Genomic DNA, 17,772 nt, shown 5'->3' with positions numbered 1-17,772 from the left:
CAAAACCATATTTCATAACGTTTAACCATTATGACCCAGACCATGCCTCACAATCTTGACCATCACACCCCCATGATGCAGCAATATCTCACCCTAAAAGCGGATTATCCGCATGCCTTGGTGCTGTACCGGATGGGCGATTTCTATGAGCTATTTTTTGATGATGCCAAGCTTGCTGCCGATATTTTGGGCATCACCTTGACCCGACGTGGCAAAGATAAACAGGGCAATACCATCCCGATGGCAGGCGTGCCGTTTCATTCGGCAGACGGCTATATTGCTCGGCTGATTAATGCCGGGCAAACCGTGGTGGTCTGTGAACAAGTTGAAGAAGAAAAGACTGAAGACGAGCCTGAAGAAAACATTGTAGCAAAAGACACTGCAGCCAAAAGCATAGCAAAAAAAACCAGCAAAACAAAAGCCAATGCCGCTAAGATTATGGAGCGTAAAGTCGTCCGTACCTTGACCGCAGGGACGCTGACCGATGATAACCTCATCACCCAAGGACAAACGCCAACGGTCGTCGCGATCAGCTTTGCCAAACAGCAAATGTCGGTGGGATTGGCGCAGCTGGATTTGGCACAAGGACAAATCCGCGTCACTGAGCTTAACTGCGACAGCCATACTGCACTACAAAGCGAGCTTGCTAACGCGCTCGCCCGCTTTGATCCCAGTGAAGTGCTGATAGATGAACAGCTGTCTGAGGCATGGCAACATTTTTTGCAGGATTGTCTGAGCGCAAATAGTCCAACAGCTAGTCTGCCGCCGATTTTGTCACAGCCGCACAGTTATTTTCTGCCCAATAACGCCCTTGAACATCTGACCCAGCATCTAAGCGTCACCACGCTGGCAGGGTTTGGCATTGAGCAAAAACCGCTTGCCATCTCATCGGCATCGGTTGTACTGCATTACGGCAAACAGACACAGCAAGCTGATTTACGCCATATTTGCAGCCTACAGCTCGAGCATAACGGCGATTTTTTGCAGCTTGATACCATCAGTCAGCAAAATTTGGAAATTTTTAAACCCGTGTTGGCATCGGGTATTTCGCTGTTATCGGTGATTGATCATTGCCAAACGCCGATGGGCAAACGCGCTTTAGTGCATCATTTGCGCCGACCGCTACGCAATGTCACCCTGATTAACCGCAGGCTTGATGCGGTTGAACAACTGATGCAATTGCCGATAGCAGCGTTTGAATTGCTTAAACAAACATTAAGCGAAATCAGCGATATCGAACGCATTGGGGGACGCATTGGCTTGGGTTCAGCAAAACCGACCGATTTGCTCAAATTGCGTCTGAGCTTGGCGCAAGCGTTAGCGTTGTCAAAGCAGTTGCAGCAATATTTTGATTTTACCAACATAACGACGCTAACTGCCGAGACGCCTTTGCTTGCCATGCTTAGCAAACAGCTACCTGATTTAGCTTTAACTGACAGTTTTGCCAATATCCATGCCTTGCTAGAGCAAGCGATTGTCGATGAGCCGCCCGCCCACATCCGTGATGGCGGCATGATAAAAAAGGGCTATGACCCACAGCTTGATGAATTGCAAAATCTGCATGGCAATATCGAGCAAACTTTGGAAGCATTGGCGGTGCAAGAGCGGCAAAAAAACAACCTGCCCATGCTCAAAGTGGGCTTTAATAAAGTGAGCGGATTTTATTTTGAACTTAGCGCCCTGCAAGCCAAGAATGCGCCTGAATATTTTACCCGCCGTCAAACGCTCAAAAATGCTGAACGCTTTATCACGCCAGCACTCAAAACCATTGAAGAATCCTATTTATCGGCTCAAGGGCAAGCGTTGACCCTTGAAAAACGTATCTATGAAAATCTGCTGGGTCAGCTCAAGTCACAGCTTGGCGATGTGCAGCGCCTTGCCAAAGCGATTGGGTATTTGGACGTACTTGCCAACTGGGTCAGCCTAACGCGTTTGCACACTCATTCTACTCATAGTAAAAACTGGTGCCGCCCCGTGTTTAATGCCAGTGATGATACTGTAAGCCTCAATATCCAAGGCGGACGCCATATCGTGGTTGAAGCAGGTCAACAGCGCCAAGCTCACCATCAGACGGCATCGCTTGACCCATTTGTCGCCAATGACTGTGTCATGGGAACAGCCAGCCAACTTGAACGCTTGATGCTCATCACAGGCCCCAATATGGGCGGTAAATCGACCTACATGCGTCAAACCGCGCTCATCGTGCTACTTGCTTGTTGTGGCGCGTATGTCCCTGCGCAGTCGGTGACGCTCGGTCGTATTGAGCGGATTTTTACCCGCATTGGCTCGGCAGATGACTTGGCAAGTGGTAAATCAACCTTTATGGTCGAGATGATCGAAACCGCCAATATCATGAACCAAGCCAATGCCAACTCGTTGGTACTCATGGATGAAGTCGGTCGTGGCACCAGCACCCAAGATGGTCTAGCGATTGCGCATGCGTGCGTGAATTATTTAGCAGAAAAAATTGGCTGTTTGACCCTATTTGCCACCCATTATTTTGAGCTCACGGAACTGGCTGAGCGCCACCCCAAAATGTTTAATCAGCACCTTGTCACCCAAGAAATCAACGGGCAGTTACTACTACTGCATAAAATCGCACCCGGGGCGACGCATCGCAGTTTTGGATTGCATGTCGCCAAAATGGCAGGTTTGCCGCAAGCCTTATTAGTTCAAGCGCAATATTATTTGGATAACCAAAGCGAGCAAAAAAGCTTGCCCAACAATCCTTTACCCTATCCATCAGAAGACGAGAAACAAATGGGTCTGGATTTGCAGAGTGCAGCGGCTGATTATCAAACGTTGAAAACTGATGAATATAAACTTAACCAACAACTACAAGCCCTAAACCCTGATGAGCTGACGCCGAAACAGGCGTTAGAATTTATTTATTCATTAAAGGAATTGTTAAAAAAAGCGTAACGCGCTAAAATAATACGATTGTATTTTTTATGCTTTTAACATTTGTGCAACTAAAAAAAGGTAGCCACCGCCATGACTTTCGTCGTTACTGATAACTGTGTTCGTTGTAAATATACTGACTGCGTTGAAGTCTGTCCTGTGGACTGTTTCTATGAAGGTCCGAATTTTTTGGTCATCCATCCTGATGAATGTATTGACTGTGCGCTGTGTGAGCCAGAATGCCCTGCCAATGCGATTTTCTCAGAAGATGAAGTGCCAAAAGGTCAAGAAATATACATCGAACTGAATGCAGAGCTCGCCGAAAAATGGCCAAACATCTCAGCCATGCATGACCCACTACCCGATGCCAAAGAATGGGATGGCGTACCCAATAAATTACAGTATATTGAAAGATAGCCTTTCTAAGATACGCCAGTTAGGTGATTTTTAGCAAGATGCTATAAATAAGATGCTATAAACAACATGCTATAAAACAGCATATAGAACGAGGACGGCAATCAGTGGATATTGATTGCCGTTTTTATATTGTCATCTCTTATTATGCCAGCCTTGGTATTATGCCAACGTTGTTGTCTATCTGCTTAACTTAACGTCTTTAACTTAGCCTATTTTTTTGCAAATTGATTATGAAATAAAAAAACGCGCTATGGATTAGCGCGTTTTTAGTGTCACAATAACATCAGCCTTTAACGGCACTGCCCCAAACTGGCACCACGGTTTGCATCAATGGTTTTAACAGTTTGATATTTGCCGCAAAGATAGAACCTGTTTGCATCGCATTATGCGCGCCTGTATGGTCAACCACAGTACCACGTGCTTCAGTGACAATCAATTCACCGGCGCAGATATCCCAAGGTTTGATAGACATTTCAAAATAACCATCAAACCGTCCCGCTGCTACATATGCCAAATCCAACGCGGCTGAACCCACACGGCGCACTTGACCGCCTTGTTCGCAGATTTTTTGTAAGCTTTCAAAATGCTCTTTGGCATATGATACTTTACCTTCCGCTCGGTTACGCTCAAGCGGATGACCTGTGGTAAAAAAGCCGCCATCAATGGTTTTATGCTCACTAACGCTGATACGGCGTTGGTTGAGACGCGCGCCTTTACCACGACTGGCTGAGAACATCTCATCACGCACTGGGTCATAGATGATGCCGTGTTCGGTGACGCCATTTTTTTGCACACCGATTGAGACACAAAAATGCGGCAAACCATGAATAAAGTTGTGGGTACCATCTAATGGATCAATGACCCAGCACCAGTCTTTATCATTGCCCTTGCCTTCTTGTAGCCCAAATTCTTCGCCCAAAAACGAGTGGGTTGGGTAGCTTTCTTTGAGCATCGCGATCAATAATTCTTCGCTGTAACGGTCGATTTGGGTCACCAAACCATCTAAGCCTTTGCTTTCAATCGTGAACTCTAGCTTGTGGCGATTGTTGTGTGCATTTAAAATCTCTTGACCTACTTTTTGTGCAGCGCGGGCTGCCATGACGACCATCGGTTCCATAATTGACCTTTTGTTGAAGGATAAAAATCTAAAATTTATGACAAAATCGTTTGCATCTGTTTGACCACACCCGCGACATCTAGCCCACAATCGGCTAATTGCTGCTCAGGGCTGCCATGCGCGATATATTTATCGGGGATACCGATATTAAGTAGCGTTGGCAAGGTTTGGCTTGTTTTTGCTGCTTGGGCAACGAGGTATTCATTGACCGCACTACCGGCACCGCCCATGATTTGGTGTTCTTCAAGGGTAACAATGGAGCAGTTTTGCGCCAATAGCGTATCCAGTAATTCGCTGTCTAACGGTTTAACAAACCGCATATTATAAACAAAAAACGTCGTTGTTGGGTAAGTTTCGGCTAAGTTTTGACACGCCGTGACCGCCGTCTTTACCATGGTACCAAAAGCAAGCACCGCAACTTTTTTCGCCACGTTGCTCGTATCTGCTGCAGTGGCTTCGATAGTCTGCTCAAGCGCTGCCTTACCGATTGGATACATCGCTTGGTTTTTATCAATTTCTGCGCCAATGCCATTACCACGTGGATAACGCACCGCAGCGGGTCCAATATGCTCATAACAGGTATTAAGTAAGTTATAGCACTCATTCTCATCTTTGGGACAAGCAATCACCATATTGGGCACAGTTCGCATAAAGGCGATATCAAATACCCCCGCATGGGTCGCACCGTCTTCACCGACCAAGCCTGCACGGTCAATGGCGAACATCACGTTGAGATTTTGCAAAGCCACATCGTGAATCAGTTGGTCATAGCCACGTTGTAAAAATGTGGAGTAAATCGCGACAATTGGTTTGACGCCTTGGGTTGCCATACCACCCGCTAGGGTCACTGCATGTTGCTCGGCAATCGCCACATCAAAGAACTGGCTAGCAAAGCGCTTGGCAAATTCGGTCATGCCTGAGCCTTCAGCCATCGCAGGGGTAATCGCCATCAGTTGTTTGTCAGTGGCGGCTTTATCGCAGATAAACTCGCCAAACACTTGCGAGTATTTTTTGGCGGGGGTGGGTGCCGGCTTTTGGCTGTCAACTGGCACAGATTTTTCTTGCACTGGGTTGATTTTTTTAAGTTTGGTAATGGCATGATAAGTAATCGGGTCACATTCTGCAGGTAAAAAGCCTTTGCCTTTGACCGTATGTACATGGACAAGTACTGCCCCTTTTAACTGCTTCACCCGTTCAAATACCTGCGTCAATTTGGCAACATCATGCCCATCAAACGGTCCAAAATACTGAAAACCGATGGCTTTAAACAAGTTTTCAGGGAACACTTCATCAATGAGTTTATTGGCGATTTTCTCAGGTAATGTCTCTAACTGAGAGGGCTTGGGAATACCTTTTTCTGCCAATTTTTCGACAATTTTATTGGGCAGGCGCGAGGTCCAATCATCTAAGGCTTCGTTTGCCATGTGCAAATAATGACGAATACGGCGGTCTTCACTGGAGATGACGCGCTTGGTAAAAATCGCATCACCGTTTTTATCGATATCGACTGCCAAACCACGCTGCCAAAGGGTGGCTAAATGTTTAGAAAATCCGCCCGTTGCCTGCGAAATTGACATGTCATTATCGTTGAGCACCACAATCAAATCGGCATTTTGCTGCACCGCGTCATTCATCGCTTCAAACGCCATGCCGCCTGTCATAGCACCATCACCGACGATGCTAACCACTTTGTCATGTTTGCCTAAATAGCGCATAGCAAGCGACATGCCCAGCCCTGCAGAAATCGCCGTCGATGAATGCCCAACGCCAAAAGTATCATACTCAGACTCATGACGCTCAGGGAAAGCGGTCAGCCCATGTTGACTACGAATGGTGGTAAGCTTGTCACGGCGACCCGTTAAAATTTTGTGGGGATAGGCTTGGTGCCCTACGTCCCAGACAATTTGGTCTTTGGGTGAGTTAAAGACATAATGCAGTGCAATGGTCAGCTCAACGACGCCAAGGTTAGAACCAAAATGCCCGCCGCTGACGCCCGTTGTATACAGCAAAAACTCGCGCAGTTCATCGGCTAATTGCTGCAATTGCGCGGTACTCATTTTTTTTAGGTCATCAGGACTGTCCACCCCATCGAGCAGCGGCGTATGCGGCTTTAACATAGGGATGGTATCAAAGTTTTTTAATGAGTAGTTTTGGTTAGCTATTTTAGTTTTTGACATATCTTGGCTGACACTTTTCATTGCTTACAGGCACTCGATGAGCCTTGTTAACACAGGTGAAAAAAATAAATGGTAAAACGCACAATGACTATTAACACCTTATTGTTGGCACAAAATTGGCACAAGATACGGGCACAAAGTTGACAGACTGCCAAAGCGTTGAACGCTTGAAAATCTAGGTGACTAAGCTAGCATTACCAGCTTTGAATTGCCAATGTGGCGCATGAATGTGGCATAATAGCATTTTTTTGTTGATTAAACATCAAACCTCGCTATTTTAGATTGTATCTTATAGCTTCTATAAAGTTTAGCTTAGCGCCTTGAATTTTTGATAAATTTTGACAAAAAAGTTACCTCAGATAGCATGCAAGCCTAGCTTGCGGCTTATTGATAAGATGCGTAATGACGCTATCCTTCTTGATATTTTAATCAATGCCTTCATGTAAAGGGCAATTTTATTGTTTTGGGTTTACCGACTTGGTTCAGTTGTTTGGGTCAGTTGGTCATTTTTTGGAGTAGTGGGTGTCGTATCAATTTATCACGCAAGCAACCTTACCAACAGCCCATGGGCTATTTGATATTCATGTGTTTGAAGATACGGACGACACGGCACGCGATGCGCTTGGCAATCGCAAACATGAACACGTCATGCTGACGGTTGGTTTGCCCACGGCCGATAAATCCAAAATCCCATTGGTACGCATTCATAGCGAATGTTTGACAGGGGATGCCTTTAGTTCGCTTAAATGCGACTGCGGACCTCAGCTCAATGCCACCATGCAGATGATTCAAGCTTATGCTAAAGATGGCGGCTGTGGGGCGATTTTATATTTGCGCCAAGAAGGGCGCGGGATTGGACTGACCAATAAAATCCGTGCTTACGCATTGCAAGACCAAGGACATGATACGCTTGATGCCAATTTGCTGCTCGATTTACCTGCCGATGCTCGCACCTATGAGATGTGCAAGCCGATGCTTGAGCATGTCGGTGTGGATAAGGTAAAGCTGATAACCAACAATCCCAACAAAATTGAGTATCTCAATGATATTGGTATTGAAGTGGTAGCGCGCGTACCGCTGTTGGTGGGTGTCAACCCGCACAATGAAGCCTACCTCAATACCAAAAAAGCGCGCATGGGGCATATGATTGAGAATGGATTATAAAATTCACTCTCATGACATGACACAAAACCCATGGTTTATTTTTACCATAAATTAATCCCAAGCGCGCCCAGCATCATTTTTGCACCCACCATAAGCAGCAGACCACCAAACATACGCTTTAAAGTATTGGCAGGCAATTGGTGCGCCAATTTTGCCCCCACTTTGGCAAACACATAACTCATCACTGAAATACACAAAAACGCAGTGATATGCACAAAACCAATCGCCTCAGCGGGCAAACCCTGTACATCTTTGCCAAAAAACATAAACCCGAGCGCCCCTGCAATGGCAATCGGTAAGCCACAGGCTGCTGACGTACCCACTGCTTGTTGCATGGTCAAACCAAAACGGCTCAAAAACGGCACGGTAAAACTGCCACCGCCAATACCAAAAATCGCCGATGCTGCGCCAATGAACCCGCCGACCCCTGTTTGCACGGGAGCAGATGGCAAGTGAGTGGTCGCGACAACTTCCGATTTTTTAGCCAGAAGCATTTTTAGCCCCATAAACAGCGCCATGCCAGCAATCAAAAACGCCAAGACCTTACCATGCAATAAATCTGCGATATAAGCACCAACAAAACTACCCACCACCAAGCCAATCGACATATTGCGCCATACATCCCAGCGCACGCCACCGCGCTTATTGTGCGATTGCATGGAGCTTATGGAAGTCACCACAATCGTGGCAAGCGATGTCCCTACCGCCAAATGGGTGATGACATCGCTTGGATAGCCATACGCTTTAAAAATCGCCATCAGCACAGGTACGATAATCAATCCCCCACCGACACCAAACAGCCCCGCACAAGTGCCAGCAAATGCCCCCGCCAGCAAAAACCACAGATACATCATTTTTTGCATTTCCTTTGATTAAAAATAGCGTTAGTATAGCAAACTTATCTTTTTGTCGTTTGTAACATTGTGCCTAAGCTTATGAACCCAACCCTATATATCTATCTCGATGAAAATTGATTCGCTTTGCCATACCCATCTAGCCAGCACCCACTCAACCAACAGCCAGCTGATCGAGTGGATGGTGCTAAGCTATCAAGCGCAGTCGCCCACCGACCATAACCGACCGCATTTTAGCCGACCGCATGTACTCACTGCCGATACCCAATCAGGCGGACGTGGTCAACATGGCAGAACATGGCAATCACCGCTAGGCAATGTTTATTTATCGCTGTATGTGCCGACACAAGCCTATGCTTGGCAGCAAAATCTTTGCTTATCTTATCGATTAGATGGTCGCTTGTCACTGTGCGTGGGTTATCAGCTTAGTCAAATCCCTATTATAGAACACATCAATCAAACAAGACTGGCAAAGCATTTGCCTACCATTGGCGTCAAATGGGTGAACGATGTGGGTTTTTATCAACCACAAGCCAACCTACCTGACCAATTTCAAAAACTCTCGGGTATTTTGATAGAGCCTGTCAATGTCGCAGGTCACATGCTAGGGGTCGTCATCGGTGTGGGGGTCAATATTGCCCATGCCCCTGTATTGACCCAGCAAACCCAAGAAGGCTTAAACTACCAAGCGGTAAGCTTGCAAGATTTGACAGCGCAGCGCTTACAGCCCCGTGAATTTTATCAGCCTGTCACCGATGCCATAGCTAATGCGATTGGGCAATTTAATCAGCTGCAAGCGGCTGAAGCAAGCCAGCAATTTATCCATGATTTTGCCCAAAGAGACGTATTAAAAAACAAGCATTTGCAAATTCATAACGCCTTATCTGAGCAATCAATAACAGGCATTGCAGCAGGTATCGATACGCAAGGCTGTCTACTGATTGAGCAAGCAGATGGTAGCACACAAACGATTTGGACAGGGACCATTCAAGTTGTGGATTCAGCCGTTTCATCCTTGCAGGCAAATAAACACAAATAAAGCATCCTTCTCAAAGGCTCTCACTTATGACAAAACTTTGGCTAGACTTGGGTAATACCCGCTTAAAATATTGGCTCACGGACGATAGCGGTCAAGTGCTCGATCATGCGGCTGAGCAGCATTTGCAAGCACCTGCCGAATTGCTCAAAGGGTTGACCTTTCGGCTTGAACGACTCAATCCTGACTTTATCGGGGTGTCATCCGTACTTGGACAAGCCGTCAATAATCACGTTGCCGAGAGCCTAGAGCGATTGCAAAAACCGTTTGAATTTGCCCAAGTCCATGCCAAGCACGCACTGATGTCGAGCGATTATAACCCCGCCCAACTTGGCGTTGACCGCTGGCTACAAATGCTCGGTATCATCGAGCCTAGCAAAAAACAATGCGTGATTGGCTGCGGCACTGCCGTTACCATCGATTTGGTCGATCAGGGTCATCACTTGGGAGGCTATATTTTCCCCAGTATCTATTTGCAGCGCGAGTCGCTATTCTCAGGAACGCGCCAGATTAGTATTATTGATGGCACTTTTGATAGTATAGATTCAGGCACCAATACCCAAGACGCGGTGCATCATGGTATTATGTTATCCATTGTTGGGGCCATCAATGAAACCATTCATCGCTACCCACAATTTGAAATCACCATGACAGGCGGTGATGCCCATACTTTTGAGCCGCACCTATCAGCCAGCGTGGAAATTCGGCAAGACTTGGTATTGGCGGGACTACAGCGTTTTTTTGCCCCTAAAAATAACACTAAAAATCAAAACTAAAAACCAGAAATAAAATTAACCGTTAAGAAAAAAGGAAATTACTGATGAAAAAAATCATTCAAACCACAAGTATCGCCTTACTCACTACGAGCCTATTAACCGCCTGTATGACTGCGCCCACCTTGCCCGCCAAACCAACGCCTTCAACAGTCAACCAGCCAGCCAATGCCACTCGCACGGTCACGCTTGCACTGGGTCAAAACATCTTTGTTAAAGAACACCAGCTAAATCTGACTTTTGATAAAGTGCTCAATGATAGCCGCTGTGCCACAGGCGTACAGTGTATTTGGGCAGGTAATGCCACAGTAGCGGTCACGGCTATGACTACCGCCTCTCGCCCACAAACCCTCAACCTATCGATTGGGGATTTGCGCGGAGACTTGCGTCAAACACAGCGTTTTGCCAATATGGATATTACCTTGACTGCGCTATCATCCACGCCTGTGTCCAGTCAATCTACTGCCACGTCAACCAGCAAACTGCCTACTATCACCTTGACAATTAAGCAAATTCCTTAATTGTTATGCTGCCTAAAAAAGTAATACAAAAAAAAGGGGTTAATTACCCCTTTTTTTATACCCAATCAGTGATTTAAACCGTTGCTACCATCGGGGCTTCACGTTCAACTTTTAATTTCAAAATGCGCGATGTTGAAGTTTCTAGAATGGTAAACTTATAGGCACCGATATCAATGGTTTGATTGACTTCTGGGACATCGGTCAACTGCGAAATCAAATACCCGCCAATGGTGAACTGATCGGCATCGAGTAGCAAATCTGGATCGTCAAGCTCCAAACGTAGTTGGTGTAAGCTTGCTGTACCTTCCACAATCCAATAATCGTCATAGGGGATAATTTCTAAAGTTTCATCTTCATCAGGGAACTCACCTGCAATCGCCTCTAGCACATCAAGCGGTGTCACTAGTCCTGCGACTTGACCGTATTCATCAATCACCATTGCCAAATTACCTTTGGCTTTTTTGAGCATATTGAGCAGTTTTAGATTGTCAATGCTCTCTGACACAAACACAGGCTGCTGCTTGTTAAGTAAGGGTTTAATGGCGGTTTCAATATCTGCAACATTGTTATCGAGCAGATCCAAAAAGTCTTTGGCGCGTACTACCCCAAGCACTTTATCGATGGTATCTCGGCACACAGGGAACAAGCTATGCGGCGTATCAAGCAATTGCGCGCGCATTTCTTCGCGGCTACCATTGATATTGACCCAAGAGATATCATTGCGCGGCGTCATGATGGTATGTACATCGCGCTCATTGAGCGCTAATACGCCACTAATCATATAACGCTCTTCTTGCGCAAAAGGCATACTATCAAAATCAAAATGTTCTGAATTATTCTCTGGGGTGACCGCTTCTTCGGTTTTACCACCCATTAAACGTAAAATCGCATCCGCGGTACGGTCACGAATCGGAATTTGATTTTCATATTTGGTTTTATTGCGTTTTGCTACTTGGTTAAACGCTTCAATCAAAATTGAGAACGCAATCGCTGCGTACAAGTAACCTTTTGGCATATGAAAGCCTAGTCCTTCGACAATCAAGCTAAAGCCAATCATCAGTAGGAAACTTAAGCATAAAATCACCACGGTTGGGTGACGACCAACAAACTCCGTGAGCGCTTTAGATGCAGCCACCATCAATGCCATGGCAATAATCACTGCCGCCATCATGATTTCAAGGTGTTTTGCCATGCCTACAGCAGTAATCACCGCATCAAACGAGAACACCGCATCTAAAATCACAATCTGTGCGACAACCGCGATAAACCCTGCTTGCACTTTGCTTTGGTTGGTATGCTCAGGTTTTCCTTCTAGCCGCTCATGCAACTCCGTCGTTGCTTTAAACAGCAAGAACACCCCGCCCACCAATAAAATAATGTCGCGAACCGATAAATCAAAACTTCCCAATGTGAGCACGGGATCGGTTAAGGTAATGAGCCATGACATAATCGACAATAAGAACAGCCGCATGACCAATGCCAAGCCAAGCCCTAGATTACGGGCTTTAGCGCGCTGATGCGGCGGGAGTTTATTGGCTAAGATGGCAATAAAGACAAGATTATCAATACCTAAAACAATCTCAAGAATGACAAGCGTCGCAAGGCTTAGCCATGCTGACGGGTCAGATAGTAGTTCTAACATAGTGGGTCAGTTATTCTCTTGTAATGAGGGGCAAAAAATCAACAAACAGCAAAAACGAAAAATCAGCCGTTACCTTAGCAAATCATAGCAAAAAATCAATGATAATTTGTGTCTGCTTTTGTAGATGGCACGCCAATTGTGCCAATACATCACTTGATATTTAACCTTACCCAAACCCTACATAGCTACTGCATCAACTGACTTTGCCAAAAAATATACTGATCAGTCATTTCATTTGATTCACAAATTCTTGATTTAGGTTAAATTAATCCATAGGACAGCGAAACTTCATTATGACTTTACAAGGATAAGTATATGTCACATTATCGCTTTATGCGCCGCGCCGCCAAAGGATTGCTTTTTTCTTCCATCGCATTTTCTGCGTCTTCTTATGCCTCAAGCTATTACAACTGTGCCAATGCCACTGGCTGTGTCGCAGTCACCACCCTCAACGCCACCTCAGATTTTGCAAAAACCAAATACCCTATCGTACTTGCTCACGGGCTTGGTGGCTGGAGCAAAATGTTTGGTTTGGTCGATTATTTTAATGGCATCCCTCAAGATCTCACCAAAAATGGCGCAAGTGTATATGTGACCAAGACATCAAGTGTCAATGACACCGAAGTACGCGGTGAGCAGCTACTCCAACAAGTCAAAACCATCATTGCAATCACCGGCAGCCCAAAGGTTAACTTAATCGGTCATAGCCACGGTGGGATTGATATTCGCTATGTGGCTGGGGTTGCGCCATCGCTAGTATCCTCTGTAACGGCGGTTTCTAGTCCTGAGCAAGGCTCAAAAATGGCGGACTGGACAGTCAAAATGGTGACTGAAGGCAGTGCGGCTGATGGCTTACCCGCTGGCGAATTTAATACTGCCTCTTTAATGGCAATCAAGTTTTTTGAATTGGTGGGCGGTGTGATGGATATTGGATCTGGCGTGCCACTCAATCAACTACAGCAGCAAGATAGCTGGGCAGCCGTCAATTCACTCACCACCAATTATGCAGCCAAATTTAACCAAAAATTCCCTGCAGCCATGCCGACCAGTTATTGTGGATACCCAAAAAACACGGTGGTCAATAATGTGCGTTACTACTCACTTAGTGGCGCCCAAACTATGACCATGCTTGTCGATCCGTCTGATGCGGTGTTGGGGTTGACGGGTTTGTCATTCAATGGCGAAGCCAATGATGGTCTTGTCTCACCCTGTTCAAGTCGTCTGGGTGAAGTGATTCGTGATAACTATAAAATGAATCATATGGATTCAGTCAATCAGGTGTTTGGCATTGTCAGTTTGCTAGACACCAATCCATTGACTGTCTATCGCAACCAAGTCAATCGCTTAAAAGGTCAATCGTTGTAAGCTTATGCCTATGGTTCCATCAAACAATCCTAACACAAACCAACGATCGATAAACTGGCTAATAATAATATTGGCCAGTGGTATCATCGCATTATTGATAGCCTGCATACTGTGGTTAAAACCTAAGGACGCTGTCAAAACAGCCAATCCTTTGCAAAATGATGCCGCTAGTACGATGCCATCTGGTATATTGCCATCCAATCAAACCGTAACGCTAGTCAATGCATCCTCCGTCAGCGCGAACGCTAACCCCTTGCCCATATCACTGGCCACATCACTGCCCAAATCACTACAAGGCACCCAAGTCGATGGCGAAATTATTATCGATGAGAATAAGCAATTGGTGGTGACCGCGGGTTTGCGCCGACTGTTTGATTATTTTTTGTCCGCACAAGGGGAAGAGCCCTTAACCCAGATTGAACAACGGGTGATTGCCTATATTCGTGAACATACGCCTGAGCCTGCCGCAAGCCAAGCGGTTAACATTTTTCAAAATTACCTGAGCTATTTGACTGCTGTCAGCCAGCTAGATAAGCCTAAAGCACATCCCAATCCCAACGTCAGTGCATTAGATTTATCTGCCATTAAGAACCAATTACGCGCAGTACAACAGCTGCAAGCCCGCTATTTTGACGCCAAAACCCGCGAAGCTTTTTTTGGGGATGAACAAGCCCTCAATGACTACAACATGACGGTCGTCGAAGCCAACCAAAACGCACAACTGAGCAATGACCAGCGCCAAGCCATCATTGATAAGGCGCAAACTGCCTATATCGCCAGCGTTAAAGACCCAAATCTACAGACAAAGCTAACCCAGCAGCGCAATATTGACAAGTTATTAGCGCAAACGCAGCAAATGCAGCAGCAAGGGGCAACGCAAAGCCAAATCAATGCCATGCGTAGTCAATATGTCTCCCCTGAAGCGGTCAAACGGCTTGAGCAGCTTGACCAATCTGAAGCGCAATTTGCGCAGCGTGTGGCAACTTATCAGACACAGTCTAACCAAATACTGGGCAAATTGGGTAATGTGCCGCAAGCACAGCAACAAATTGTGGCTTTACAGCAGACGATGTTTACGCCTGAAGAACAGCTACGCCTCGATGTATTGACAAAACAGCGTTAACTTCCCCGTTAAAATGAGTTAAATGAGTTAAATGCACTGTTGAATTGCCATAAGCTGTTGAATTATCACAGGCGCGTTTGAACCTATTTCACACGGTAACGGGCTGAACGTGCGTGGGCATCCAAATTCTCTTCCACCGCCAATATATCGGCGGTTTTTGCCAGCATTTGGCTACCTTGCTCGCTACAATAAATAATCGAAGATTTCTTTTGAAAATCATACACGCCGAGCGGTGAACTAAAGCGTGCGGTACCTGACGTTGGCAACACGTGATTAGGGCCAGCGCAATAATCGCCAATCGCTTCAGGGGTATAGCGCCCCATAAAGATAGCACCCGCATGGCGGACATCTTTGAGCATTGCCTCTGGGTCATCTACCGATAATTCCAAATGCTCAGGCGCAATGCGGTTAATCACCTCAATACCCTCTGCGCGGTCTTTCACCAAAATCAGCGCGCCACGGTTGGCAATCGCCGCTTTAGCGATGTCAGCTTTTGGCAAATCTACTAAGGCTTTTTCTATTTCCTGCGCAACTTTTTTAAGTAACGGCTCAGATGGGGTGACAAAAATCGCTTGCGCGACAGTATCATGCTCAGCTTGCGACAATAAATCCATGGCTAACCAGTCGGCTTTATCATTTGCCACACCTTCGGCATATACCAGTACTTCCGAGGGGCCTGCAATCATGTCAATGCCCACTTGCCCAAACACGGCGCGTTTGGCGGCTGCCACGTATTTGTTGCCAGGTCCTGTGATTTTATCAACTTGCGGGATGGTGTTAGTACCGTAAGCCAACGCTGCCACCGCTTGCGCGCCCCCAATGGTAAAGACTTTATCCACACCCGCCAAATAAGCGGCTGCCAATACCAAGGGATTTAGTTCACCATGAGGGGCAGGCACCACCATGATAATTTGCCCGACCCCTGCCACTTTTGCGGGTAACGCATTCATTAAGACACTCGATGGATAACTTGCCAGCCCACCTGGCACATAGATACCCACTTTATCAAGTGGCGTAACTTGTTGTCCAAGCGTATTACCTAGCGCATCTTGATATGTCCAGCTTTCTTGCCGTTGGCGCTCGTGAAAGGATGTGACGCGCTGTGCCGCCAGTTCAAGCGCTTGCTTGATTGTAGGGTTTAACCCATCAAACGCTTGTTTGAGCTTTTCTTGTGGAATCTCTAGCTCAGCAAAGGTTTTGGCAGGATGGTTGTCAAATTGTTGGGTCAGCTTTAACACCACCTCATCCCCACCCTGACGCACTTGCGCGATAATATCATCGACCGTAGCCAGTAGCGCTGGATCATTTACCGTTTCAAAAGCAAGCAGCTCTGTCAATTCCTGCTCAAAACTGGCTTGTTGGCTATTTAACAATCGCATGGTATTCCCCTAACAATAAAAAATGACTAACCCATAGCATAACAAATTTTTCATGGATGAAAGCGGATTTTTAGCCTGCACAGCTTTGCCAACTCATCCAAATCGGCGCATCAAAGCCAGCGCATCAAAATCAGCTAAACTGAGCAAACCCGTCACCACTTTTAGTTTTTGCCCAGTTAAAAAAAGACGTCTTAATAACGTCTTTTTTAATTTTCAATGTCTTGATTTTCCATGTTTTCATCTTTCATGTTTTAATCGGCATAGCCAGCTTCAATAATGCTGTAGATTGTCGAGTGCATACACAAAGGTTTGGATTTTTGCACCATTATCAAGCGTGGCGGTTACTTCAATGCGCTGATAGGCTTCACCTTCAAACTCATCTAGCCGCGCCCAATGATTGACCAAATCATCCGACGAAAACACCAAGCCCGCTACCATGTCGCCTTGTTCATCTGGGATGACTGCAGGAAATCCGAGCGCTGAGCCCCAACCGCCATCTGGCATCAAATGCCCACGAATAGTCGCAGGTTGCCAACTGCCGTTGTTGATGGGTGTCATGATACTGTGGTTATCGCAATTGGGCGCTAGCGTGCCATACACAAAAAGATGCTGCATCATGGTAATTTTTGAACCGTTACTGGGTGTTATCAGCGACGCTTTGCTTGAAGCTTTCAATGATGGGCTCAAGCAGGGCAAATTTGCGTTTATAACTGACCTGATTGACAATCAAACGCGAAGAGACTTGGCAAATCTCTTGGCGCGGCTCTAGACCATTGGCTTTTAAGGTATTACCGGTATCGACCACATCTACAATCAAATCACCCAAGCCTACCAAGGGCGCAAGTTCCATGGAACCATAGAGTTTAATCACATCCACTTGTTCACCACGACTGGCAAAAAACGCGCGCGTCACATTGACATATTTGGTGGCAATTCTAAGACGACGACTGGGTAATTGTAGCCCCACTTTACCTGCCGTCATCAAACGACATTTGGCAATTTGTAGGTCAAGCAATTCATATAAATTGCTTGAGCCATGCTCCATTAGTACATCTTTACCCGCTACACCAAAATCCGCCGCCCCATGCTCCACATAGGTTGGCACGTCACTGGCACGTAAAATCAAAATCCGCACGTCAGCATGCGTGGTCGGGAAAATAAGTTTACGTGATTCTTCTGGGTCTTCAAGTAGTTCGATACCTGCCTTTTTTAGCAGGGGCAAGGTATCTTTTAAGATTCGCCCTTTGGATAACGCTAAGGTAAGACCGTTATAATTGGCATCATTTGCTTGTATCATTGTCTT

General features: G+C 46.1%; 15 protein-coding genes. 8 read left to right on the top strand and 7 right to left on the bottom strand.

Annotated elements, in window-relative coordinates:
* Positions 1-30 precede the first annotated feature (30 nt).
* Both mutS and fdxA read left to right on the top strand, forming a co-directional pair.
* Positions 31-2,922, top strand: a complete 2,892-nt coding sequence (gene mutS / locus RNZ41_RS02525; RefSeq protein WP_314027493.1) for a DNA mismatch repair protein MutS — start codon at positions 31-33, stop codon at positions 2,920-2,922.
* A gap of 72 nt (positions 2,923-2,994) precedes the next feature.
* On the top strand, positions 2,995-3,318 hold the full coding sequence (gene fdxA / locus RNZ41_RS02520; RefSeq protein WP_007115596.1) for a ferredoxin FdxA: 324 nt from the start codon (positions 2,995-2,997) through the stop codon (positions 3,316-3,318).
* A gap of 283 nt (positions 3,319-3,601) precedes the next feature.
* On the opposite strand, the gene RNZ41_RS02515 is transcribed toward fdxA, so the two are convergent.
* Positions 3,602-4,435, bottom strand: a complete 834-nt coding sequence (locus RNZ41_RS02515) for an inositol monophosphatase family protein (RefSeq protein WP_007115595.1) — start codon at positions 4,433-4,435, stop codon at positions 3,602-3,604.
* Positions 4,436-4,470: 35 nt separating this feature from the next.
* On the bottom strand, positions 4,471-6,612 hold the full coding sequence (locus RNZ41_RS02510; protein WP_314027492.1) for a 1-deoxy-D-xylulose-5-phosphate synthase: 2,142 nt from the start codon (positions 6,610-6,612) through the stop codon (positions 4,471-4,473).
* A 522-nt stretch (positions 6,613-7,134) separates the two neighbouring features.
* Here RNZ41_RS02510 and ribA point away from each other — a divergent pair.
* Entirely contained in the window at positions 7,135-7,776 is a 642-nt protein-coding gene (ribA, locus tag RNZ41_RS02505; RefSeq protein WP_007115593.1) for a GTP cyclohydrolase II, read from the top strand.
* A gap of 41 nt (positions 7,777-7,817) precedes the next feature.
* Here ribA and RNZ41_RS02500 read toward each other — a convergent pair whose 3' ends face one another.
* Positions 7,818-8,630 carry a sulfite exporter TauE/SafE family protein gene (locus RNZ41_RS02500; protein ID WP_314027491.1) on the bottom strand — a complete coding sequence of 271 codons (813 nt, stop codon included), beginning with the start codon at positions 8,628-8,630 and terminating at the stop codon, positions 7,818-7,820.
* Between the two features lie 109 nt (positions 8,631-8,739).
* Here RNZ41_RS02500 and RNZ41_RS02495 point away from each other — a divergent pair, with 109 nt between their 5' ends.
* Genes RNZ41_RS02495 through RNZ41_RS02485 form a run of 3 tightly spaced genes read left to right on the top strand, consistent with a single transcriptional unit; the run spans position 8,740 to position 10,960 of the window.
* Positions 8,740-9,669: a biotin--[acetyl-CoA-carboxylase] ligase gene (locus RNZ41_RS02495; RefSeq protein WP_314027490.1), complete on the top strand. Its 930-nt coding sequence runs from the start codon at positions 8,740-8,742 to the stop codon at positions 9,667-9,669.
* Positions 9,670-9,695: 26 nt separating this feature from the next.
* A complete protein-coding gene (locus tag RNZ41_RS02490) occupies positions 9,696-10,442 on the top strand; it encodes a pantothenate kinase (RefSeq protein WP_062331814.1) in 747 nt (248 codons plus the stop codon).
* 44 nt (positions 10,443-10,486) lie between these two features.
* A complete protein-coding gene (locus RNZ41_RS02485) occupies positions 10,487-10,960 on the top strand; it encodes a hypothetical protein (protein WP_065253348.1) in 474 nt (157 codons plus the stop codon).
* Between the two features lie 73 nt (positions 10,961-11,033).
* On the opposite strand, the gene RNZ41_RS02480 is transcribed toward RNZ41_RS02485, so the two are convergent.
* Positions 11,034-12,602 carry a TerC family protein gene (locus RNZ41_RS02480; protein WP_314027489.1) on the bottom strand — a complete coding sequence of 523 codons (1,569 nt, stop codon included), beginning with the start codon at positions 12,600-12,602 and terminating at the stop codon, positions 11,034-11,036.
* Positions 12,603-12,917: 315 nt separating this feature from the next.
* Here RNZ41_RS02480 and RNZ41_RS02475 point away from each other — a divergent pair, with 315 nt between their 5' ends.
* Both RNZ41_RS02475 and RNZ41_RS02470 read left to right on the top strand, forming a co-directional pair.
* Entirely contained in the window at positions 12,918-13,967 is a 1,050-nt protein-coding gene (locus tag RNZ41_RS02475; RefSeq protein WP_314027488.1) for an esterase/lipase family protein, read from the top strand.
* Between the two features lie 4 nt (positions 13,968-13,971).
* Positions 13,972-15,090 (top strand): lipase secretion chaperone, encoded by a 1,119-nt coding sequence (locus tag RNZ41_RS02470; RefSeq protein ID WP_314027487.1) that lies wholly within the window; start codon positions 13,972-13,974, stop codon positions 15,088-15,090.
* An 83-nt stretch (positions 15,091-15,173) separates the two neighbouring features.
* Here RNZ41_RS02470 and hisD read toward each other — a convergent pair whose 3' ends face one another.
* The 3 genes from hisD to hisG form a co-directional block, all read right to left on the bottom strand.
* Complete coding sequence (gene hisD, locus RNZ41_RS02465; RefSeq protein WP_309574741.1) at positions 15,174-16,469, bottom strand: histidinol dehydrogenase; 1,296 nt, start codon at positions 16,467-16,469, stop codon at positions 15,174-15,176.
* Between the two features lie 270 nt (positions 16,470-16,739).
* A complete protein-coding gene (locus tag RNZ41_RS02460) occupies positions 16,740-17,087 on the bottom strand; it encodes a gamma-glutamylcyclotransferase family protein (protein WP_314027486.1) in 348 nt (115 codons plus the stop codon).
* A 16-nt stretch (positions 17,088-17,103) separates the two neighbouring features.
* The gene (gene hisG / locus RNZ41_RS02455; RefSeq protein WP_099834369.1) at positions 17,104-17,766 is read right to left on the bottom strand and encodes an ATP phosphoribosyltransferase; all 663 of its coding nucleotides are present in this window, start codon (positions 17,764-17,766) and stop codon (positions 17,104-17,106) included.
* Between the last annotated feature and the right edge of the window lie 6 nt (positions 17,767-17,772).

The organism is Moraxella sp. DOX410 (assembly GCF_032248735.1).
Lineage (GTDB): Bacteria > Pseudomonadota > Gammaproteobacteria > Pseudomonadales > Moraxellaceae > Faucicola > Faucicola tetraodonis.
The sequence above is the reverse complement of the archived record's forward strand: the minus strand, read 5'-3'. Positions and strand labels throughout refer to the sequence as shown.

Excerpts from the sequence above, each read along its gene's own strand:
- RNZ41_RS02485 (WP_065253348.1), top strand. The coding sequence starts at position 10,487 with ATGAAAAAAATCATTCAAACCACAAGTATCGCCTTACTCACTACGAGC.
- RNZ41_RS02515 (WP_007115595.1), bottom strand. The coding sequence starts at position 4,435 with ATGGAACCGATGGTCGTCATGGCAGCCCGCGCTGCACAAAAAGTAGGT.
- mutS (WP_314027493.1), top strand. The coding sequence starts at position 31 with ATGACCCAGACCATGCCTCACAATCTTGACCATCACACCCCCATGATG.
- hisG (WP_099834369.1), bottom strand. The coding sequence starts at position 17,766 with ATGATACAAGCAAATGATGCCAATTATAACGGTCTTACCTTAGCGTTA.
- RNZ41_RS02495 (WP_314027490.1), top strand. The coding sequence starts at position 8,740 with ATGAAAATTGATTCGCTTTGCCATACCCATCTAGCCAGCACCCACTCA.
- RNZ41_RS02475 (WP_314027488.1), top strand. The coding sequence starts at position 12,918 with ATGTCACATTATCGCTTTATGCGCCGCGCCGCCAAAGGATTGCTTTTT.
- RNZ41_RS02480 (WP_314027489.1), bottom strand. The coding sequence starts at position 12,602 with ATGTTAGAACTACTATCTGACCCGTCAGCATGGCTAAGCCTTGCGACG.
- RNZ41_RS02500 (WP_314027491.1), bottom strand. The coding sequence starts at position 8,630 with ATGATGTATCTGTGGTTTTTGCTGGCGGGGGCATTTGCTGGCACTTGT.
- RNZ41_RS02510 (WP_314027492.1), bottom strand. The coding sequence starts at position 6,612 with ATGTCAAAAACTAAAATAGCTAACCAAAACTACTCATTAAAAAACTTT.
- hisD (WP_309574741.1), bottom strand. The coding sequence starts at position 16,469 with ATGCGATTGTTAAATAGCCAACAAGCCAGTTTTGAGCAGGAATTGACA.
- RNZ41_RS02490 (WP_062331814.1), top strand. The coding sequence starts at position 9,696 with ATGACAAAACTTTGGCTAGACTTGGGTAATACCCGCTTAAAATATTGG.
- RNZ41_RS02470 (WP_314027487.1), top strand. The coding sequence starts at position 13,972 with ATGCCTATGGTTCCATCAAACAATCCTAACACAAACCAACGATCGATA.
- fdxA (WP_007115596.1), top strand. The coding sequence starts at position 2,995 with ATGACTTTCGTCGTTACTGATAACTGTGTTCGTTGTAAATATACTGAC.
- RNZ41_RS02460 (WP_314027486.1), bottom strand. The coding sequence starts at position 17,087 with ATGATGCAGCATCTTTTTGTGTATGGCACGCTAGCGCCCAATTGCGAT.